A 19,342-nucleotide genomic window follows, 5' to 3' on the forward strand; every position below is an offset into this window, starting at 1 on the left:
CCCGAGGGACTCGCTACAGGCTTTTATGCGCGTCCGACGATCTTCTCCGACGTACACACCGGAATGAGCGTGGCTCAGCAGGAAATCTTCGGGCCGGTGCTGGCGATCTTGCCTTATGACACGGTAGACGAAGCCGTCGCTATCGCAAACGACACCGTCTACGGACTCGGCGCGCATGTGCAAGGCACGGACAGGGCGCTGATGCGTTCGGTTGCGTCGCGTATCCAATCGGGTCAGGTGCATCTGAACTATCCGGCGTGGGACCCGCAGGCACCGTTTGGCGGCTACAAGCAATCCGGCAATGGCCGGGAGTACGGTGTCGAAGGCATGGAAGAGTATATGGAGATCAAGTCGATCCTCGGTTACTACGATTGAAACCATGCGGGGCATCTGGCGTCACATTACGTGACGTCAGATTGCGTCACCTCGAGCGCCCGAAACCGTTCGCCCTCGAAAGGTGTTGAATTGGAATTCGCCGATATTGTCGAGTCATCGCTGACCACGCATCACGTGCTCTGGGAGAAGTTACGACGCGATCTGCATGCCCATCCCGAACTACGTTTCGAGAAGCACCGGGAACGGCCCGGCACCTATGTACTGATCGGCAACGCAGGCGCCGATTCGCCGGGTTTGCACAACCCGAAATACGACTTCAACGACGACATCATCCCGACCGCCGTTGGGTATTGGGTCGCGCTGGCGCAACGTTACTTCTGTACGCGGCAGCAGAAGTGGTGAAAACGCAGCATCGGCGTTTGCCTGCGGCTCGAGAACGACAGGCTTATCGTGCAAAAATTCGGCAATGCCGCGCTTTGGAATCGCGCCAACAGCCGAAAGCCAAGTGTCGGAGCGATACCACCATCTCACCCCCCTCGCTCAACTCCCCACACTGTCGGAGTGACGAGTTTGAACCTCGAAGCGCCGCAAAATCATACGGTTAACTCGCAATTTCGGAAACGTCGCACTCGATTGGCGCGTTCTGTGCCTGGAACTGGCCGTGGAGAGTCAGTTGCCATCGGCCTTGAACGCTCGACAACGTCGTCAGACTTCGAACCTACCCGAACCGAAGCGCGTCGCATGCGCATCCGCAAGCTGCGTCGTCTGCATCGTGAGTTCAACGCAGGCCACTGCCCTCACCTTGACGAAAGCTGATCCAGGGAGATCGCGATGAACATCAAACAAGTGCTGTGCGCTGCCGTGCTCACAGCAGCCGCCGGAACGGGTCACGCCGAGTGGCGATATCCACGTACCTCCTCGCCGGCGATCGGCGCGGATGGCTCGGTCTATGTGGTCGCGGAGACAAGAGTTCTAGTCGCGGGAGAGACGAGCGTCTATCGCTATGAATCCGCGCTTCACAAGTGTCGATGGCGGTCAGTTTCCGCGCTTTTCGGGCGGCATCGTATATCGGCGTCGCGGCAAAGGGCGAACAATCCAGCTAGCGGAAGCAGTAAATGCGCTGTGAGTGATATGACGACGATGCGGGTCGCGGCGTAGAGAGCCCGTAGGGCGACTGGAGACGCGACTCGCATCGCGTCGCGGCAGCGACATGGTAGAAAGGCGTTTGCCAAGGAAGAACAACAGGCGCGACGCCGGCCTCAACTGCCAGGTCCAGTCCGGCACCGCGCCTCCACAGGGTTTCCATGTGGCAGGCCTTCTGGCCGGCCGGAGAGCCGTGTGAGCTGCCAGTATGGCATTGCTCGCGCGGCCCGTCGACTTCACTGGACCCGTCTCTTTGGCGTTCCAGGGGAACCGCCAATGCAGCCGCCTTCAGGTCGCCTGTACCTGTGCGCCCGTTGTCGGGCGCAGGTCTTCGTCTGCCGCCAGTGTGACCGTGGCAATCGATACTGCCGCGACTGCGCCGCTCATGCACGCCGCGACAGCGTGCGCGAAGCCGGGCAACGCTATCAGCGTTCCCGCCGCGGACGCTTTGCACATGCCGCACGCGCCCGGCGCTATCGGGTCCGGCGGCAATTCGTGACGCATCACGGTTCACCTGACTCCCCCGCCGATGGTGTACTGCAACCGGACCGCGACGACGCCGTTGCACTCGCCAACGCCGCCGTTCGCCCGGCGGCGCCGCCTCAGTTGAACTGTCGTTTCTGCGGCACCTTGCTCTCACCGCTGGATCGCGCGATGACCGTACGTGAGGCATTTGTTCAGGAGCAGTCGTTGTTACTCCCGCTACCTGCCAATCCGTTTCCGGTCGAAGAGCAAGTGGCCGTGAAGGTCGGCAAGACGCCCTACGTGCGCTTCGATCTGAACGACTACACGGTACCCCACACGCACGTGCGTCGCACGCTGAGCGTTCGTGCTGACCTCAACCAGGTTCGCGTGTTCGACGGCGCCGAGATGATCGCCAGCCATCGGCGCAGCTACGACCGAGCTGAACAGATTGAAGACCCACAGCACCTGAAGACGCTCGTCGAGTTCAAGCGTGAAGCGCGTCAACACCGCGGCATTAACAGCCTAACTCGCGCCGTGCCCTCCTGCCAGCTCTTACTGATGCGCGCGGCTGAGCGCGGCGCGAATATCGGCGGGCTGACGACCGCGCTGTTGCGCCTGCTCGATCGCTACGGCGCTGTCGAATTGCAGGCGGCAGTCGAGGACGCGCTGCGCGCGGGATCGGCGCATACGAACACCGTGCGGGCGGCGCTCGAACGTCGTCGCGCGGCGCGAGGGGCACCACCGCCCGTCGTCATCAATCTGCCGGAGCACGTGCGACGTAAGGATGCGCCCGTGCAGCCGCACCGGCTCGATACCTACGATCAACTGACAAGGGAGGAAGGCGATGACGTCGACCACGATCAACAATGAAGTCCTGCGTCTGCGCGCAAAGGCGCTGCGCTTGAATGGTCTCGTCGAGCACTGGGGCGAAATCGACGGCGCCGCATGGCTCGCGCCGCTGCTGCAGTGGGAAGAGGACGAGCGCGCGCACCGCTCGCTGCAGCGACGCATCCGGGCGGCGAAACTGGGCAAGTTCAAAGCGATGGCCGACTTCGACTGGAGCTGGCCCGCGAGAATCGACCGCGCGGCGGTGGAAGACCTGATGTCGCTAACATTCCTCGCCGACGCAACCAACATCGTGTTCGTCGGCCCGAACGGCGTGGGTAAGTCGACGCTTGCGCAGAATATGGCGCACCACGCACTTATCCAGGGCCACACGGTGTTGTTCAAGTCAGCCAGCGAGATGCTCGGTGAGCTCGCTGCGCTCGACAGCGATTCGGCGCTGCGTCGGCGTCTGCACCACTATGCGACGCCGGACATCCTGGTGATCGATGAGGTCGGCTACCTCTCGTACTCGAATCGCCATGCCGACTTGCTGTTCGAACTCGTCAGCCGCCGGTATGAGGCACGCTCGACAATCATAACGACCAACAAACCGTTTAAGGAGTGGTCGGACGTGTTCCCGAACGCGGCCTGCGTGGTGTCGCTGGTCGACCGCCTCGTGCATCGCGCCGAGGTGATCTCAATCGAGGGCGAATCGTATCGGCTCAAGGAAGCGCGTGAGCGCAACGAAGCCCGGGCCAGGCAGCGCAAATCCCGCAAGCCCCCCACGAAGAAGGAAACCGCGTGATGACCCGCCCCTTATTGCCATCGGGGCGCCTTCGCGGATTGCCGTTCACCGTTCCCGACGACTGGACGCCTGAGCAGGCACTCGCCGTGTTCGAACTGCTCGAGGATCTCCTCGTCGTCGTGACCGACTTCTATGGCGCTCAGCTTAACGACCTGCTGCACGAGCAGCGCTCTTCAGAGGCGCACGCGCGTACTCACGAACGCGACCCGCCGTTCTGACATAAATACAGTGCATCAAAGCGAAGGGGCCTGCGAGGCCCCTTCGTGCTTGAGCAAATCACTCTGACTTGCGCCGCCCAAAAAGCGCGGTTTTACAGCGCCGTCAACAACAAGTTCTCCGCGAGCGGAGCATGGCTGTATCTGGCACCCTTTCCGCAGCGCTGGGGCGGAACAAAATACAGTAGTCGCGGCGATGCCTCACCCATTGGCCCGCGGGCAACTGGCGACTCCAGGCAGGCGTGCCATCAGGATGAAAAGCCAGCACTTAACCATTGAGGTTGCCGATGTGCGGCACCAATGCCCCACCGAACATCTGGAGCAGCAACGGCACCGGGTCATCGTGGTGCCGGCAGTCTACGGCATACCGGCTTACACCGCGTTGCGCCTCGTCGCATTTGCCACCAGCGGTGCTGTGCTGGGCGATACGCTTGGATCGGAACCGTCGCCCGGCACGGTGACAGGTGGGGCAAGTTGGCAGGATCTGCTCGGTCTGCTGCCGCCCTATGGGTTCCACGGTACATCCGTGACAGTGTGCACGGATACTTCCGTCTGCCTACCGGATGACACGACCTGGCCCCTCTCCAACGTGGCGATCTGGCAGAGCGACAAGGGCGAGACGCCAACAGTCATGATCTCGGACGCGATGCAGGATCTCGTCGGCTTTACATTCGATCCGGCTCAGGGTTCCACCGAGCGATTCCGCGTGCATGACACAAGCCGATTCGCATCTTCGGGTCCGCTCATCATGCCCGACGGTCGAACAGGCTCACGTTCGCGGGCCCGAACTTCACGCCTAAGACCGACTCCACGGGTAACCTCGGTGTCGTCGCAGCCGATCCGACGCGTCTGCCCGACGGCCGGTTGATCGCCGTCGAGCATAAAGGGGCGTTAGCGGGATTTTCGGTTGCCGATGCGCTGAACATCCACGTTGAACTGGCGGGCGCGTCGATTTCCGCGGCGGCGGCCTCTTGCAATCTCGTGTAAGTCGCGACGGCCGGGGCACTGACCACATTCGATATCGCGAGTTTGCAGCCGGTAGCGATGCTCAAATGGCATGGCGGCGGACGCTCGTCGCCTGTAATTGGCTCGGCGGGTTACGTATATTTAACGGCGGCGACCAGCAGCGATGCGACCAATTGCATGTTCGTCTTTCCGCCGCTCAGCCCACCCGCGACTAGTTTTCATGGTACCGCCTGCGACACAAACAACACGACGTCGGGTGGCCCCACAACGAGGTAGGATCGACGACGTGGCATTTAACCAAAGGGCTGGCCGGCTCGCTCGATCAGCCAGTCGATTTCGCTAATGCTCGATCAATGCCGATCAGGGATCGACCGTCGGTACATCGGCCGAAAGCGCTTCAGCCCGAGCGACGACCGAGGTGCTCGGGAGCGTGCCCATGAATGCGCTGAGCGTCGCCGACGCACTGCAGCAAAGAAACAGCCGACGGGACGGCCAACCTGCATGCATGCATTGCGGCATCACGACCTCCTCCAAATTTTCAGAGGCGGCCATCTGGAACGCAGTCTAGCCGATCTTCCGATGGCATGTCAGGGCCGCTTTTCGCCAACGAGCGCAGGCCGGTCGCCGTCATTGTCTGGGGCTAATCGTCAGCGACTTAAGAATTGAACCACTTGAAACCATTCGAGCTTTTGCGGTCCGGACAAGGTGAATTAGCTCCGCTCGCATGTACCACGGCCACCACGCGAGGCGGTAAAACCAAAGAAGCCAGCCGCGGACACCCTTCTGCCAACGCCGGGGAACTCCCTCGGTAGGGAAGCTCTCCAGGTCGCGATGGCCGATGCAGACCGCTCCGGCGAAGATAGTTGTCGCCCGGGCGGCGCATTGACTCAGGTTTTTTGTTACCAGACGAGGGTCGTTGCCTCATGTAATTTGCTACCTTCCAGATGGCTGGCAGGGGCGACTTATGACGAGGCGACTCAGCATGGCGACAAGACGGGAATTGATTGAGGCGGTCGGCGAGCGTTACCGACGTTCGGACCGGAGCGGCAAACGCCAGATTCTGGACGAGTTTCTCAAATTGACGGGCTATCACCGCAAGCACGCGATCCGCGTGCTATGCAATGAAGCGCAGACGTCGAAGGCGAGGCCTGGTCCGCCCCGGCGCTACACCGACGAAGTGCGTGCGGCGCTGATAACGCTCTGGGAAGCCGCCGACCGAATCTGCGGGAAACGGCTGAAAGCGGTGATTCCGACGCTGCTCGAGTCGATGACCCGGTATGGTCATCTGTCGTTGTCGGACGGCCTACGCGAGAGGCTCCTGGGCATCAGTCCGGCGACCATCGACCGGCTGCTCGCCGACGTTCGTGAACAGGCCTTCGGTGGTCAGCGCAAGCGTGCCGGAGGAGTTGGCAACGCGATTCGCCGCGCCGTTCCTGTTCGGACCTTCGCCGACTGGCATGACCCGCCGCCCGGCTATCTGGAAATCGACCTCGTCGAGCATTGCGGCGGTGTCAAGATCGACGGCGACTTTTCACAGCCTGGTGATGACTGACATTGCGACCGGCTGGACCGAATGTCTTGCGATGCCATTCCGTAACCACGCATTCGTCATTGAGCACGTGGAGCGTGTACGGGCCGCGCTGCCATTTCCACTGCGTGGTCTCGATAGCGATAACGACACCGCCTTCATGAACGAAGCCGTGTTCGACTTCTGCAAAGCGACGGGCATCGAGTTGACGCGTTCGCGTCCGTACAAGAAGAACGATCAGGCATGGGTCGAGCAGAAGAACGGTTCGATCGTGCGGCGGCTGGTGGGATACGGAAAACTGCGCGGGCTGGCGGATACGGAAGCGTTGGCCTCGCTGTACCGGATCTCGCGACTTTACATCAACTATTTCCAGCCGTCGTTCAAGCTTAAGTCGAAGACACGCCACGGGGCGCGCGTAACGAAGCGCTATGAGGCGCCGCTGACGCCACTCGAGCGTGTACTCCGTTCACCCTCTGTCCCTGAGGCGACCAAACTGGCGCTGCGCGAGCAGTTCCGCTCGCTCGATCCTGTCGACCTTTTACGCCGTATGCGCGAAGCGCAGCGACGTATCGCCGCATGCACCGCCACAGAAGTAGCTGCAGCAGACGCCACGTTAGAACGCGACGTGACGATGGATGACTTTCTGGCGGGTTTGGCCACAGCGTGGCAGGGGGGCGAAGTGCGGCCGACGCATCGCAGGAAGGCCACGGTCGCGCACGATTGGCGCACACGTCCCGATCCGTTCGAACACACATGGCCGAAGATACAGCAATGGCTGGAAACGGAGCCCGCGATCACCGCGAAGCAACTGCAGAACCGGCTGATTGTGATGGCGCCGGAGATGTACTCGGGCGCTCAGCTTCGAACGCTGCAGCGACGCGTTGCAGCATGGCGATCAAACCGCGCGAGGGAGCTGGTTACCAAAATCCTTGGTGAGCCCGCTGCGATGGAGGCTGGCGCCGCTACGCAGCGCCAGCCTCCATCGCAGAACAATCCCGAGGTGACGACTACACCGGAGTAACATCATTCCGTGAGGCAACACGGGCGGCCATCGTAATTGACAATCTACAATCACGGAACTCGCGAAAGAACCTCAGATGTCTCTAGGCTATATCATTCAGAACTTAGCCGCACGCCATTCATGGCCCGCCTGGGTTGGCGATGACGAGTGAAAACCTGCCTGCACGTCCAGAACGCTGAGTCTATGAAACGGAGATCGACGGTCATTTGTGAGCACGACGGACGAGTTCTTCTCGTCGCACGAGCGCGAGGTCGGTGGGCCTTTCCCGGCGGCCGAGTGAAGCCCGGCGAGGAGCTTACCGATGCAGCCGTCCGCGAGTTGAAAGAAGAGACCGGGCTCGACGCTGTACATGTGCGATATGCGTTTCAGTTTCGCGGCTTGCAGACTCGGCACTTTGTGTTCGTCGTGAGCGTCGGTCTTAAGGCGGAGCCGGTGCCCGCGAACGAAATTGCACGATGCAAATGATGCCGTCTAGAAGAGTTGCGTCACATTGAAGCCAGCATTCCCACCAAGGGAATTGCGGAGATTTTCCTGAGGCAGGCGCGGACCAGCCATCGCGTTACGCTCAAGGGTGCTATTGACACCGCGTCGGCGAAGCTGAGGCCACGAACGACGACCGCGGCGACAATGAAGGCCCATGGGCACCACAGGAGAAAGTGTTCAGACGAGGTGGCTTTCGACATCAACGCTCAATTGAGCAAGCTAGCCAGTGCCTTCGCCATTTCACTCGTGGGCGGTCGCGTCGGCGAACGACGTTGGAGGGAACTACTTGGACAGCGATAAAAAACCATAAGGGCCGGAAATCCAGCCCTTGTGGCACGCGCCTGGCGTCATAAGTGCTCTTCACCTCTGGTCGTCTACTCAGCGCGTTAGTACTACAGCCTCATCCCTACGTGGGCGGGGGCAGGGTCGGGCGTATTCTCTAACGTGTTAATCGAGTTGATGACACGGTAGGCTTCCACAAGCGCTTTTTCCTTGTCTACATCATGCCCGCCAACGACACGGGCCATCTCGGCATGAGACAGTTCCTTTTCCTGTGAGAGGTCAACAACAGTCAGTGTGCTCATTTCGATTCACCCATTACGAGTAGTGTGGCGGCAAAAGGCCGGGACTGTGATTGAGCGGTTTGAAGCAACGCTCACTAAACGTTAATCACGTTCCGTGCCAAGCCCGACCTTGGAGCTTTATTAACCTAACTGATTGTTTATAAACATAAAAATTTATTTTATCTTCTGGGTGGAGAGGCCTCAGAAATAGTGTGTCGGAGTGCGTCAAACACACGGCAGGACATCTGTTGGTATTGACGATGAAGGATGATGCGAAGACGAATTTGCAATTCGACCCACACATGTCTTGCGCACTGCCGACTGAACCGCGTGGCCCGAGATCGGAGACAAGGCTAAGTGCCGCGCTCTAGACAAGGCATGACCACGTCAAAAATCCCTACCCAATCTGAAAAAGAATGTCGCGGTCCGGAGACAACCGTCGTCAGCGGCGTTGGCTGCATTTTTTCTCGCTGACGCCCTCACGGACGTCGAATTCGTCTCGTGAACTGTTTTTGGCGGCTGCGATGCTTGAACGCATGCGGCACGCCTAGATCGCCTGCCGTGCGTCGGGATGATTTTGGAAACGGGAACGAGCAGTCAATTTAGTAGCACGGGTGACGGTGAGTCAACCTCCGTCCGATGCGCGGAGGCAGCCAAGTGCTGCTGTTCCCGTCTGCGGATCCCGGTTGGGGTCGCAGTACCTGCGCGTGATTACGGCGAGCGGGATGTGCTGGCATGTACGCGCGAAACACCGTGGATCCTCGGTAGCGTACCTCCGGTCGAGCGCAGCTTCTCCGGGGTGAGCTTTTCCGGCGTGAGCTTTTCCGGGGTGAGCGTAGATTGCGCACCGCACCAATCTTTTACATCACACCGTGATATATTTTGGCCGACGTTCGCAAGGATTGGAGATTGAGCGTCGTGTTCGCACTGGCCGGCATAGTCCTGGCAATCTTGTGTGAGCGCGGAGGGATGACGATTTGACTCGCGGTAGCCTGAAGGTTGCGCCAATGAAGCGCACAGAAACGCGAACTGTTGTTGTCGAACCTCGTGATCACGCGTCGCGGCACGAAATCGGCACGACGCGACGTGACTCTCATGTGTTGCTCGCGCGTCGACCGCTTCAATGTTGTCTTGATGAACTCGGCAGAAGATCAAGGAACACCCCGCCGAGGCGGGAGGTTGGATTCTCGATGAGATGGCCGACGCAGTCATCTTTGCGGACCAACTTGGAACGATCGTGCGCTGGAATCGCAGCGCAGTCGCCCTATTCGGATACGCTTGGCGCAGAAGCGTTGGGGCAAAGCCTTGACTTGATTATTCCGCCCCGCCTGCTAGATGCGCATTTGGCGCAATTTCGAGAAAGCGGTGGCAGCGGGCGCGACTAGACTGAATGGACGAGCGACCTTCACCCGCGCGTCTCATAAAGACGGTCGCGAGCTTTACGTCGAGATGACCTTTGCATTGGTTTTGGATCCACATTGCGGCGTATGCGGCTCGACCGTCGTTGCGAAAGACGTGACCGCGGGTGTGGATCCGAGAACAGTGCCGTCCTCCTTCGTGATGTCGACTAGCTGAGCTTGGACGCGGCACTTGTACGACTTAAATTCAGGAGCAACCCACATGCTGACTCAGCGAACGAAGGATATCGTTAAGGCCACGGCGCCGGTCCTCGCGCAGCACGGCCCATCATCCAACGCTTTTATTCTCGACTCTTTGAAGCCCACCCAGAGCTCAAGAATGTGTTCAACATGGCGCATCAGGATCAGGGGCAGCAGCAGCAAGCGCTTGCTCGAGCCGTATACGCCTATGCGGAGAATATTGAAAACCCGAGCAGCCTCGCCGCTTCGAGCGGTACATCGGTCATTTAATGCCGCCCGATAGCGGGTAGACGTGACGCCCTAACGAAGGATGAGACGTTCTGCGAGAACTGCGGCACCCCGGTCCGCCGCGCGGACCAAGTGCCAGAGACATACGTCGACGCACTTCGCGCATGTGCGGGGCACCGAACTGTCGGTACGCCGCGGACATCCAACGTCTAGGCTGTCGGCGCGCCATCGCCACTTCACGGATCGCAGTCATGCCCGCGGCTGCCGCGGAGGCCCGATTCGATCTTGCAACGCCGTCTGCCGCCTAGGGCGCGGCACACGGCGCGAACATGGGCACACCCGGTACGGTAGAGACCGTTGGTCCGCAATGCTTCGCAAAAGAATCAACCGCCGCCAAGGTAATCTGTTTTGGCACCGCTTAGCGCACAGAACTCAAACGGATCTCCTTCGAGTCGACGAATAACATTCCTCCGCCGAGCGTTCACCAAGGCGGTTGGGTAGCTCAGACCGCCCCCAAGCAGAAAGCTCTCTATTCGTCCTTCACGGTTCTGCGGCGTCGCCGATATGCTAAGCTCTAACGCAGTGCGCGTAGCGCGCGATCAATTGCTTTTCTCTGATGTATGAAGAGGGGAAGCGACCATGAAAATCCTATGGGTCGATGACCACGAAATTCTTTGCGTTGCGCTTTCCGAATATGTCCAAACACACGCGTCGGAGCTCAGCGCCCCCCCAATCGACATTACGCCCGTTTTTACGCTTGCCAGCGCGCTTGAAGAAGTAAACAAGACACCTTCCCCGGACCTGGTATTCCTGGATCTCAATCTGGATGGTGAGAACCGTGGCGCCACGACAATAGAACGTTTCCAGGCGGGAAATCCATCCAATATTCCCGTGGTCGTCTGCACGGGACTTGCTCCGGGAAACGATCATGAAGTTGAAATTTTGCGCATGTGCATGCGTGACTACGCCGCTCGAGGAATCCTTTTGAAAGGAGGCGCGCACAAAAAAATGTTCATCGGACTGAGCAGGATTTTAGGAGGTGAACTCTGGATTCCGGAAGAAGTCTTGCTTCGCTTTGCCTGCTCGACACAAGCGCCCTCAGCTAGCAGGAATCAACATCATCTTGGACTTTCTCCACGAGAGTGGGACCTTGCGCGTTGCATTGCACGTGGGCTCTCAGGGAAACAGATCGCAAGAGAGCTTAACGTTTCCGAGGGACATGTGAGACAGGTTTCCTGTGTTATTTACGACAAACTCCAAGTCAGAAACCGGGTTGAAGCTGCACTTAGAGTCAATGCCGAGCTGACCCTTGGAAGGGGGGCAACAGATAAGGGATCGTCGTGAAGATCTCTGCTACACCGCTCTTTATGTTCCGCTGCCATCACTTTCACTCGCCTTTGGTGAATGGTTTTGGCTTATGTTTTGCAAGTATGGTCAATAAAGTTCGTTCCGAAACCGGTTTCGACAAAAGCTTCATGCCACTGACGGCTACTTTTTTGAGCACGGCCGATGACGTGTCTCCCGACCATAGGACCGCGGGGATCCAACGGTCGGTAGCGGCGCGGACCGCCGCGATCGCAGCAACACCGTCCTCGTTTTCCAGCCGGTAGTCAGAGAGGATGAAGTGCGGACCACTTGACAATGCCTCAATGCGCAACTGCTCGATCACGTCGTGTGATGATTCCCCCGCCACGACGTAGCATCCGTGCTCGATCAGGCGCATCGATATTTCGATTCTCAGGTCGCTATTGTCCTCAATGATGGCCACGACCATATTGGTCAAGTCCGGGGCGCTGTTTTCGACCGTTTGAACCTCGAGCAACTCCGACGGTATGAGTCCCATGAACGGGACCGTAACCGAGAAACGCGATCCCCGCCCTGGGGTCGAGTCCATGTCCAGCTTGTGGCCAAGAAGGTTCGCGAGACCCTGGACAATGGACAGACCCAGTCCGAAGCCTTTTTCCCGATTCCTCTCGGGGTTGGCGACCTGTACGTAGCTTTTGAAGATGTCCTTTTGTCTGCCTTCGGGGATACCGATGCCGTTGTCCCAGACGCTTACCGATATGCGGTCGCCACGCCTCTGGCAACTCACCAGAACATGTCCCTTCTTTCCTCCCTGTTCGGAAGGCGTGTAACGGACCGCATTGATCACCATATTCCGCACGATCCGGTCCAACGCGTGTCGATCCGTACGGACCAGATAGGGCCGGCTATGGAGCCTTAACTTCAGCCCCTTCGCCCCGACCAGCGGCTGCATATCCGCAACGATGCCGTGTAAAAGGGAGGGCAGCGCCACCTCCTGGATTTCAACATTCCAGGTGCCGGACTCGAGGCGGCAGATATCCAGTGCGCCGTTAATCATATCTTCCATCGCATCGACTTGCCTTTGCGCAAGCGAGACGTCTTCGACCAGATTGGTCGATTTAATGCTCCGCTCGATGTAATTTAACTTCAGGCCGAGCGTTGTGAGCGGTTGGCGCAAGTCATGGCTTATTGCAGCGATAAGCAGGTTCTTCTCTGCTTTTGCAGCTTCGGCCCGCTCTCGCGCCTCCGCGAGAATAATCTCTTTAACCAATGCGCGTTTCTGGCTGTAAAAAATAAACCATGCGAGGAAGCAATAGCCAATCAGTTGAGCCGTATAAAAACCCAGCATTGCTGGCCGGTAAATGAATAAAGGCGGTCCCAGACTAACTCCGAACGGGATAGCGCCGAGTACGAATGAACCTAAATTCGCACGAAGACTGGGTGCGAGCAGCAGCAATGTAAATGTATGGCTGATTAGCGTGTACTCAAGGAAGCCAGAACTGGCCAGTTTGACATAGGGAGCATGGCCCGAGAAATCGGGTGGGGTTAGCCCAAAGCTACCGGCGGCCCACCAGAACGATGTCAGTGTGACCAATGCAGCCCATGCCCAGTGCAATCGCTCGACCGCGTTGACGCCGGCTCGCTTTGGGAGCGCGGCGGTCTTTTTCAACAAGTATGCTGCCATTGGAGTTGCCACCCCCCACAGTCCCACGACCCAAGCGACACGGAACCAAAGATAACGATCCGACGTTTTGATCCACGATCCATATATGCACAACAGCGAGGCTCCGACTGACACTAGCACGATCCAACATACCGCTCGACGGGACAGCGATTTCAATAACTCGCGTTTGACAAAGAGATTCTGCTCGGCACTGAGTGCTGCAACAGCTCCCAGAAAAAGATTCATAAAGTCAGCGAATCTGCGGTGCCCGATTGTGTGAGCCGGTTCACCCGCGCGCGGTGATGTTCTGGCCCCGGGCTTTTCGCCGGCGTCAGAATCACGTCGTGTTTGAATACTGGACGCCATAGCATGCCTCGGGAATCAGGTGCAGCTACGCTGGCGATCGCTTTCGTCCACCTTCGGCGATGTTTTCGGCTTGTGTTTTGCAAGTATGGTCAATAAGGTTCGTTCCGAATCCGATCTCGACAAAATACCGATACCACTTGCGGCTACTTTTTTGAGCACGGCCGATGACGTGTCTCCCGACCATAGGACCGCGGGGATCCAACGGTCGGTAGCGGCGCGGACCGCCGCGATCGCAGCAACACCGTCCTCGTTTTCCAGCCGGTAGTCAGAGAGGATGAAGTGCGGACCACTTGACAATGCCTCAATGCGCAACTGCTCGATCACGTCGTGTGATGATTCCCCCGCCACGACGTAGCATCCGTGCTCGATCAGGCGCATCGATATTTCGATTCTCAGGTCGCTATTGTCCTCAATGATGGCCACGACCATATTGGTCAAGTCCGGGGCGCTGTTTTCGACCGTTTGAACCTCGAGCAACTCCGACGGTATGAGTCCCATGAACGGGACCGTAACCGAGAAACGCGATCCCCGCCCTGGGGTCGAGTCCATGTCCAGCTTGTGGCCAAGAAGGTTCGCGAGACCCTGGACAATGGACAGACCCAGTCCGAAGCCTTTTTCCCGATTCCTCTCGGGGTTGGCGACCTGTACGTAGCTTTTGAAGATGTCCTTTTGTCTGCCTTCGGGGATACCGATGCCGTTGTCCCAGACGCTTACCGATATGCGGTCGCCACGCCTCTGGCAACTCACCAGAACATGTCCCTTCTTTCCTCCCTGTTCGGAAGGCGTGTAACGGACCGCATTGATCACCATATTCCGCACGATCCGGTCCAACGCGTGTCGATCCGTACGGACCAGATAGGGCCGGCTATGGAGCCTTAACTTCAGCCCCTTCGCCCCGACCAGCGGCTGCATATCCGCAACGATGCCGTGTAAAAGGGAGGGCAGCGCCACCTCCTGGATTTCAACATTCCAGGTGCCGGACTCGAGGCGGCAGATATCCAGTGCGCCGTTAATCATATCTTCCATCGCATCGACTTGCCTTTGCGCAAGCGAGACGTCTTCGACCAGATTGGTCGATTTAATGCTCCGCTCGATGTAATTTAACTTCAGGCCGAGCATTGTGAGCGGTTGGCGCAAGTCATGGCTTATTGCAGCGATAAATTGGTTCTTCTCCGCCGTTGCCGCTACGGCCTGCGATCGCGCCTCCTCGAGAATAACCTCTCTTATGCATGCGCGTTGCTGATCGTTGCAAATGAACCATGCGATGACACAATAACCAATGAGTTGAGCCGAATACCAGTCAAACATTCCTGGCCGGTTAATAAATAGCAGTGGCGCTATGTTAAATCCGAATGGGATAGTGCCGATCACGAGTGAACCTAAAGCCGCACGAAAACTGGGTGCGAGCAGCAGCAAAGTAAATGCTTGGCCGATCATCGTCATCTCCAGGAAGCCATACCTGGCGAATCTAAAGAAATAACCATGAAGGACCACGAAGTTGGGCGGGATTAACTCAAAGCTAGCCGCCGCCCACCAGAACGATGTCAGCATGACCAATGCAGCCCATGCCCAGTGCATCTGCTCGACCACGCTAACGCCTGCGGATTTCGGGAGCGCCGAGGTCTTTTTTAGCAAGCATGCCGCTATGGGCGCGGCTATCCCCCACAGTCCCAGGATCCAGACGATACGGAACCAAAGATAACTATCCGACGTTTTGATCCACGATCCAAATACGAACCAGAACGGGCTTCCGACCAACAGTAGTGCGATCCAATATACCGCTCGCCGAGACAGCGATTGCAATAACTCGCGTTTCACGAGGAGGTTCTGCTCAGTACTGAGTGCTGCAACCGGGCCCGCAAAAAGATTCATAAATTCAGGAAAACTGCGGCGGTCGATCGTGTGAGCCTTTTCACCCGCGCACAGTGATGTTCCGGCCCCGGACATTTCGCCCGCGTCAAAATCACGTGTTTTTTGAGTACAGGACGCCAAAACAGGCCTCCAGGAATCAAGCAGCTGTACCGTATTGTGCTATTGGTGCGCCAGCAAGTCGATGGACAAGTGTTCAGTTTTTTACCGAACAAAAGTTCGTGATCCACACGGTGATCCCTACCTAAAATTTGTGCCAGCTGTGCCGAGCATTGGGTCGAAGACCGCCAAAGCTGTCGAACGAGGGTAAGTGTGAGGCTGATCTCTCGCCCTGGGCAGTATCGGTCGCTCTTGTTCTGCTCAAGCAGAGTTGGCCGATTGCGATATTGGGTGCTCGCTCCGTGTGTGCCGCGTCGAACTGCATTCACAATTCGGCGCACGCCCTACCTTTGAAAAATCACTCTAGCGAATAATCGTAAAGCGACACAGAACATTTATCGCCCACAAAGGAACATTTAATGCCGAACATAAAATTGCCGACATAACCACAACTGCCACGGTTACACGGCGTAAGAATGCACCATAATTCGACACAAGGATGGCGTCACGTTTTCCTCTTGTCAAATGTCTAATTACGAGTACAGCTCATAACAGGCCGATGCGGAACCCCCGTGCTACGTGCGCGACGCTTTCCACCTCACGTCCAGGGAGATTGACATGATCCGCAGCACAACCCCGAGTTAAGCGAGCTGAGTCGCGGACGACCTCGTACCCCCTTTCAACCAGAACTTTCAGTTTGTCTGCGTAGCTGGCCGCAATGCCCAGTTAGGCATCCTGATTGCCACAGGCAATCGTAAATCAAGGAGCTCCGTTATGAAACCCCTTTCATGCCTTGTCCTCGCTAGCTGTGCATTCGCCAGTCCAGTCGTCAGCTTCGCTCAGAGCACCGCACCCGTCGCCCGGGCGCAGGTGCGTGCGGAACTGATCCGAATCGAGCAGGCCGGCTATCGCATGGGCGACGGCGACCAGACGAAGTATCCCGAGCAAATTCAGGCTGCTGAAGCGAAGATCGCTGCACAGGACAGCCTGCAGGCGGGCAACAGTGAAGTTGGCGGCACGACGACCAACGGCACCTCAGCTTCCGGCAGTGTCCAGCATGTGTCGGAGCCCTCGCCATCGTCGTGCGTCGGCCCCGCAAGCTACTGCAACGTTTTCTTCGGTAATTGACCGCCGATGGCTCGCACGACACCGCCCCGACGTAGCACGAATAGCACGAATAGCACGAATAGCACGAATAGCACGAATAGCACAGTTAGCCAGTGACATGATGAACCCGCGCCCGATGCGCATTGCCTGCCACATGGTGTTGACGTCGTTGACACTTTACGTCGACGACGTATTGCTGCGCACTAACAACAGCGTTGCTGACGCGATGATGCCGATTCTCGGGACGTCGGTCGCACATTTCCTTCGCCGCTTAAACCATCCGAGCATCAAGCCGTTTTCGATGCGCTTTCGCGAGCTATCGTCGCGTGAATGGACGGGCGATCTAGAGTCCACGCGCCTTTTCACTCGCGGTTATGCTTTAGGCAGCATTCAGATTGGTGCATTCGGGCGCCTATGCAAACCGAGGGCTTCTATTTGTTCTCGAGTAAGCCCCGCGAAATGAAAGGCGTATGCGCTGCAGAGACCCATCGCGACACTGCCGGCGGCACAACAGCTTTACCACGAGCGAGCGCGAAGAACTCGCGCGCCTTCACCACTAGGTTCGCCGGCCCGAGATTGAGCGTGAGATGCCGGTGGACACCGATGTCACCAACGTGATCACGGCCGCCAAGGAAGACGAGGGAGATCCAAATGACCGCGAGTGTAAGTCGGTTCTTTCGGGCGGAGCGGACGTTCACACCTCCGAGTTAACGTCTGGTTGAACGTCTCGTCCTCCCGCAAAATGCGCAACCCGCCCGGCGTCCATACAATCGAAAGGGGCACTTACATGGCGATGCCGAGCTATGCGGCGCCGGATAAATCTATGATTCTCAGGAGGCTGCGGTCTTTTTACGCATAAGCGTTATTCAGGAACTTGTTCCGGCGAGTCTCGATCGGTGTTTTGCGCTCGGCATTGAGAGCATCCAGCACAGCCAGGTTCGCACCCACATTTTTCGATTGTCACCGTCTCCGGCTGGCCATTTTGGTCGACTGACTTTTCGAAGTAGTGCCGCGCCGCGGACTAGTCACGATCGGCGCGCAGGAAATCATCCGTTTTAGCCTCCTCGACTGCGCGATACAAATAATTCCGCTGGCTTCGGACCTCGATATACGTTCCATCCATTCGCCAACGGCGGCCGGACAGCTTTCTTGTGGCGGCCAAAGCCCCTTTCCAGAACCGGCAACAACTGATGACCCCGTGGTGCCCGGTCGAATGGCCACTGCAGAAGACGTTATCGGGCATCCCCGAAATTTGGTCGCTCGCCGCAACAGACGCACAGGTCGCATCTGAATGAGCTGCCACGTAGCGCGCCGTTATGACCGCCGCCAGCCGATACCTCTGATCACTCATTTAACCGGCCAGGCGGCAGAATGAATATTGATGCGCTCTTCTGGGCGACCCTTTATCGCGCCGAATTTCCGAGAGGGAGGGCGGTGTCCATTCCATCTCGGCCGAGACGCGTCTAACCGTGGACGGGGCAGCGGCACTGAGAGGCCTGCTTCAAAAGCGCATAGCAGACACCTTGGCCCACAGCCGCCCCCCCGTCCCGCCTGCACCTTTTCGAAAGGTGTCGTGGCAAGGGTCAACCGCCCTACCGCCGCGGTTACGCGGCGCCGCGCATAGGCTTGGCATGAAGACGACTATCTGCTCACGCGTCTGCGGAGCCGCTCACCCTGTCGCCGTGGATCTTAACCTGCGGTCTGCGATGACGCGATCCACGGCTAGCATCAGAAAGTTGTTGCGTATTCACGCATAGCGCGTCTAATGAGATGTATGAGCAACGACCGTGTCAGCGTCTGCACGCGCGCTCGAAGCACCTGTTGCGCAGCCTGCGCAGCAATCAGCGGGGCGAAACCATGCAATATCCTCATGTCCAACGCAGCGCTGACGCGGTCTTTCGTGCCAGCTTCCCCGATTTTCCGGTGTCGATGTTACGGGCAATTCGATCGAAGAGCGGGAGTGCAACGCGCCAGAAGCTGTGGAACTGATGTACCACAACACCGAGCAACTCACGCCTGCCCCTACCTGCGATACCTCGGAGTTGCGTGAGCTTGAAATAGACGGCGAGGAAGGAATCTGGCTGTTTGTGCTGTCTGTGAAGATCAATATGTAGCGGGCGACCTCACGAGCGATAGGTTTCGGACTCAGCCTGAGCGAGAGTCGTCTGGAGCAAGTCAACGCCGCCGCTCGGGATCGGCATTTAGCTCGCTCCGCGTTTTTGCGCCCGCTGCCCTACACGAACTGGACACGCAAAAACGACGATGACAGTCTTCGAAGCCCGAAATGAAATTGAATTGGCGTTCGTCGTGCATTAACCCTCAATGCTCGCGGCTTTCGGTTCGTACGCGGACGGTTCGTCGACGCGAGGCAACCCTTGCCTCGAAGCGCTTGGTCGCCTGTCAATGTGCCGTGCGCACCGTGCTCGCGGACAGGCACCGTTGTGCAGGCGTTCCTTGTTCTCGTTTCGATCAGCCGTGCCTTTGCTATGCCGACGCTACCTGCCTGAGGAGGGCATATGAGCTTCACCCAGGGATTTCCCTTGAAAGACAAAGAACCACCGTCCGTTGCTTTAACGGCGCTCCAGTTGGCCGCCGACGCCACGCGCCGATCAGGTCCGAAGCCTTCCGGCGAGCCATCCTTGTCGCCGTCCGAAGCCGCGCGAGATGAGCATGAAAACACCGTCGCACACACAATGCCAGACGACCCAGAAGGAGATTTCGCCTAGTCATTTGACGAGGCCAATCCCGTTCGCATTT

Annotated in this window: 13 protein-coding genes and 4 pseudogenes; 13 read left to right on the top strand and 4 right to left on the bottom strand. The window is 58.2% G+C overall.

Annotated features, from left to right (window positions below):
- The 8 genes and pseudogenes from AWB82_RS25720 to AWB82_RS39220 form a co-directional block, all read left to right on the top strand.
- Positions 1 to 375, top strand: a 375-nt coding sequence (locus AWB82_RS25720) for an aldehyde dehydrogenase family protein (protein WP_143756842.1), incomplete at its 5' end; no start/stop codon positions are given.
- Between the two features lie 201 nt (positions 376 to 576).
- Positions 577 to 738 (top strand): annotated as a pseudogene (locus tag AWB82_RS36825) (amidohydrolase); the annotation flags it as partial.
- 1,017 nt (positions 739 to 1,755) lie between these two features.
- Entirely contained in the window at positions 1,756 to 2,814 is a 1,059-nt protein-coding gene (locus AWB82_RS25730) for a Mu transposase domain-containing protein (protein ID WP_235023436.1), read from the top strand.
- On the top strand, positions 2,789 to 3,574 hold the full coding sequence (gene istB, locus AWB82_RS25735; RefSeq protein WP_086972191.1) for an IS21-like element helper ATPase IstB: 786 nt from the start codon (positions 2,789 to 2,791) through the stop codon (positions 3,572 to 3,574). Before AWB82_RS25730 ends, istB begins: the two co-directional genes overlap by 26 nt.
- Entirely contained in the window at positions 3,574 to 3,792 is a 219-nt protein-coding gene (locus AWB82_RS25740; RefSeq protein ID WP_086972192.1) for a hypothetical protein, read from the top strand. The genes istB and AWB82_RS25740 overlap by 1 nt, the downstream gene beginning before the upstream one ends.
- A 250-nt stretch (positions 3,793 to 4,042) precedes the next feature.
- Positions 4,043 to 4,657 carry a hypothetical protein gene (locus AWB82_RS37275; protein ID WP_143756844.1) on the top strand — a complete coding sequence of 205 codons (615 nt, stop codon included), beginning with the start codon at positions 4,043 to 4,045 and terminating at the stop codon, positions 4,655 to 4,657.
- Positions 4,658 to 5,719: 1,062 nt separating this feature from the next.
- Positions 5,720 to 7,304 (top strand): annotated as a pseudogene (locus AWB82_RS25745) (integrase catalytic domain-containing protein).
- A gap of 183 nt (positions 7,305 to 7,487) precedes the next feature.
- Positions 7,488 to 7,769: an NUDIX hydrolase gene (locus tag AWB82_RS39220; RefSeq protein ID WP_407643045.1), complete on the top strand. Its 282-nt coding sequence runs from the start codon at positions 7,488 to 7,490 to the stop codon at positions 7,767 to 7,769.
- Between the two features lie 410 nt (positions 7,770 to 8,179).
- Here AWB82_RS39220 and AWB82_RS37280 read toward each other — a convergent pair whose 3' ends face one another.
- Positions 8,180 to 8,371, bottom strand: coding sequence for a hypothetical protein (locus AWB82_RS37280; RefSeq protein WP_143756846.1), 192 nt, complete (start codon positions 8,369 to 8,371; stop codon positions 8,180 to 8,182).
- A 1,174-nt stretch (positions 8,372 to 9,545) separates the two neighbouring features.
- On the opposite strand from AWB82_RS37280, the gene AWB82_RS39020 reads away from it, so the two are divergent.
- The 3 genes and pseudogenes from AWB82_RS39020 (at position 9,546) to AWB82_RS25770 (ending at position 11,520) form a co-directional block, all read left to right on the top strand.
- On the top strand, positions 9,546 to 9,659 hold the full coding sequence (locus tag AWB82_RS39020; RefSeq protein ID WP_327345495.1) for a PAS domain-containing protein: 114 nt from the start codon (positions 9,546 to 9,548) through the stop codon (positions 9,657 to 9,659).
- A gap of 311 nt (positions 9,660 to 9,970) precedes the next feature.
- Positions 9,971 to 10,194: pseudogene (locus tag AWB82_RS25765) on the top strand (nitric oxide dioxygenase); the annotation flags it as partial.
- Positions 10,195 to 10,815: 621 nt separating this feature from the next.
- Positions 10,816 to 11,520 (top strand): LuxR C-terminal-related transcriptional regulator, encoded by a 705-nt coding sequence (locus AWB82_RS25770; RefSeq protein WP_086972195.1) that lies wholly within the window; start codon positions 10,816 to 10,818, stop codon positions 11,518 to 11,520.
- Between the two features lie 43 nt (positions 11,521 to 11,563).
- Here AWB82_RS25770 and AWB82_RS25775 read toward each other — a convergent pair whose 3' ends face one another.
- Together AWB82_RS25775 and AWB82_RS25780 are read right to left on the bottom strand one after the other, a co-directional pair.
- Complete coding sequence (locus tag AWB82_RS25775) at positions 11,564 to 13,153, bottom strand: ATP-binding response regulator (protein ID WP_159462624.1); 1,590 nt, start codon at positions 13,151 to 13,153, stop codon at positions 11,564 to 11,566.
- A 372-nt stretch (positions 13,154 to 13,525) separates the two neighbouring features.
- Positions 13,526 to 15,502, bottom strand: coding sequence for an ATP-binding response regulator (locus tag AWB82_RS25780; RefSeq protein WP_143756848.1), 1,977 nt, complete (start codon positions 15,500 to 15,502; stop codon positions 13,526 to 13,528).
- Between the two features lie 750 nt (positions 15,503 to 16,252).
- Between AWB82_RS25780 and AWB82_RS25785 the strand changes: the two genes are divergently transcribed.
- Positions 16,253 to 16,606, top strand: a complete 354-nt coding sequence (locus tag AWB82_RS25785; RefSeq protein ID WP_086972198.1) for a DUF4148 domain-containing protein — start codon at positions 16,253 to 16,255, stop codon at positions 16,604 to 16,606.
- An 840-nt stretch (positions 16,607 to 17,446) separates the two neighbouring features.
- On the opposite strand, the pseudogene AWB82_RS38485 reads toward AWB82_RS25785, so the two are convergent.
- Positions 17,447 to 17,775, bottom strand: a pseudogene (locus AWB82_RS38485) (DDE-type integrase/transposase/recombinase); the annotation flags it as partial.
- A gap of 1,326 nt (positions 17,776 to 19,101) precedes the next feature.
- On the opposite strand from AWB82_RS38485, the gene AWB82_RS37285 reads away from it, so the two are divergent.
- A complete protein-coding gene (locus tag AWB82_RS37285) occupies positions 19,102 to 19,311 on the top strand; it encodes a hypothetical protein (protein WP_143756851.1) in 210 nt (69 codons plus the stop codon).
- The last annotated feature ends 31 nt before the right edge of the window (positions 19,312 to 19,342 follow it).

The organism is Caballeronia glebae (genome assembly GCF_001545035.1).
GTDB lineage: Bacteria > Pseudomonadota > Gammaproteobacteria > Burkholderiales > Burkholderiaceae > Caballeronia > Caballeronia glebae.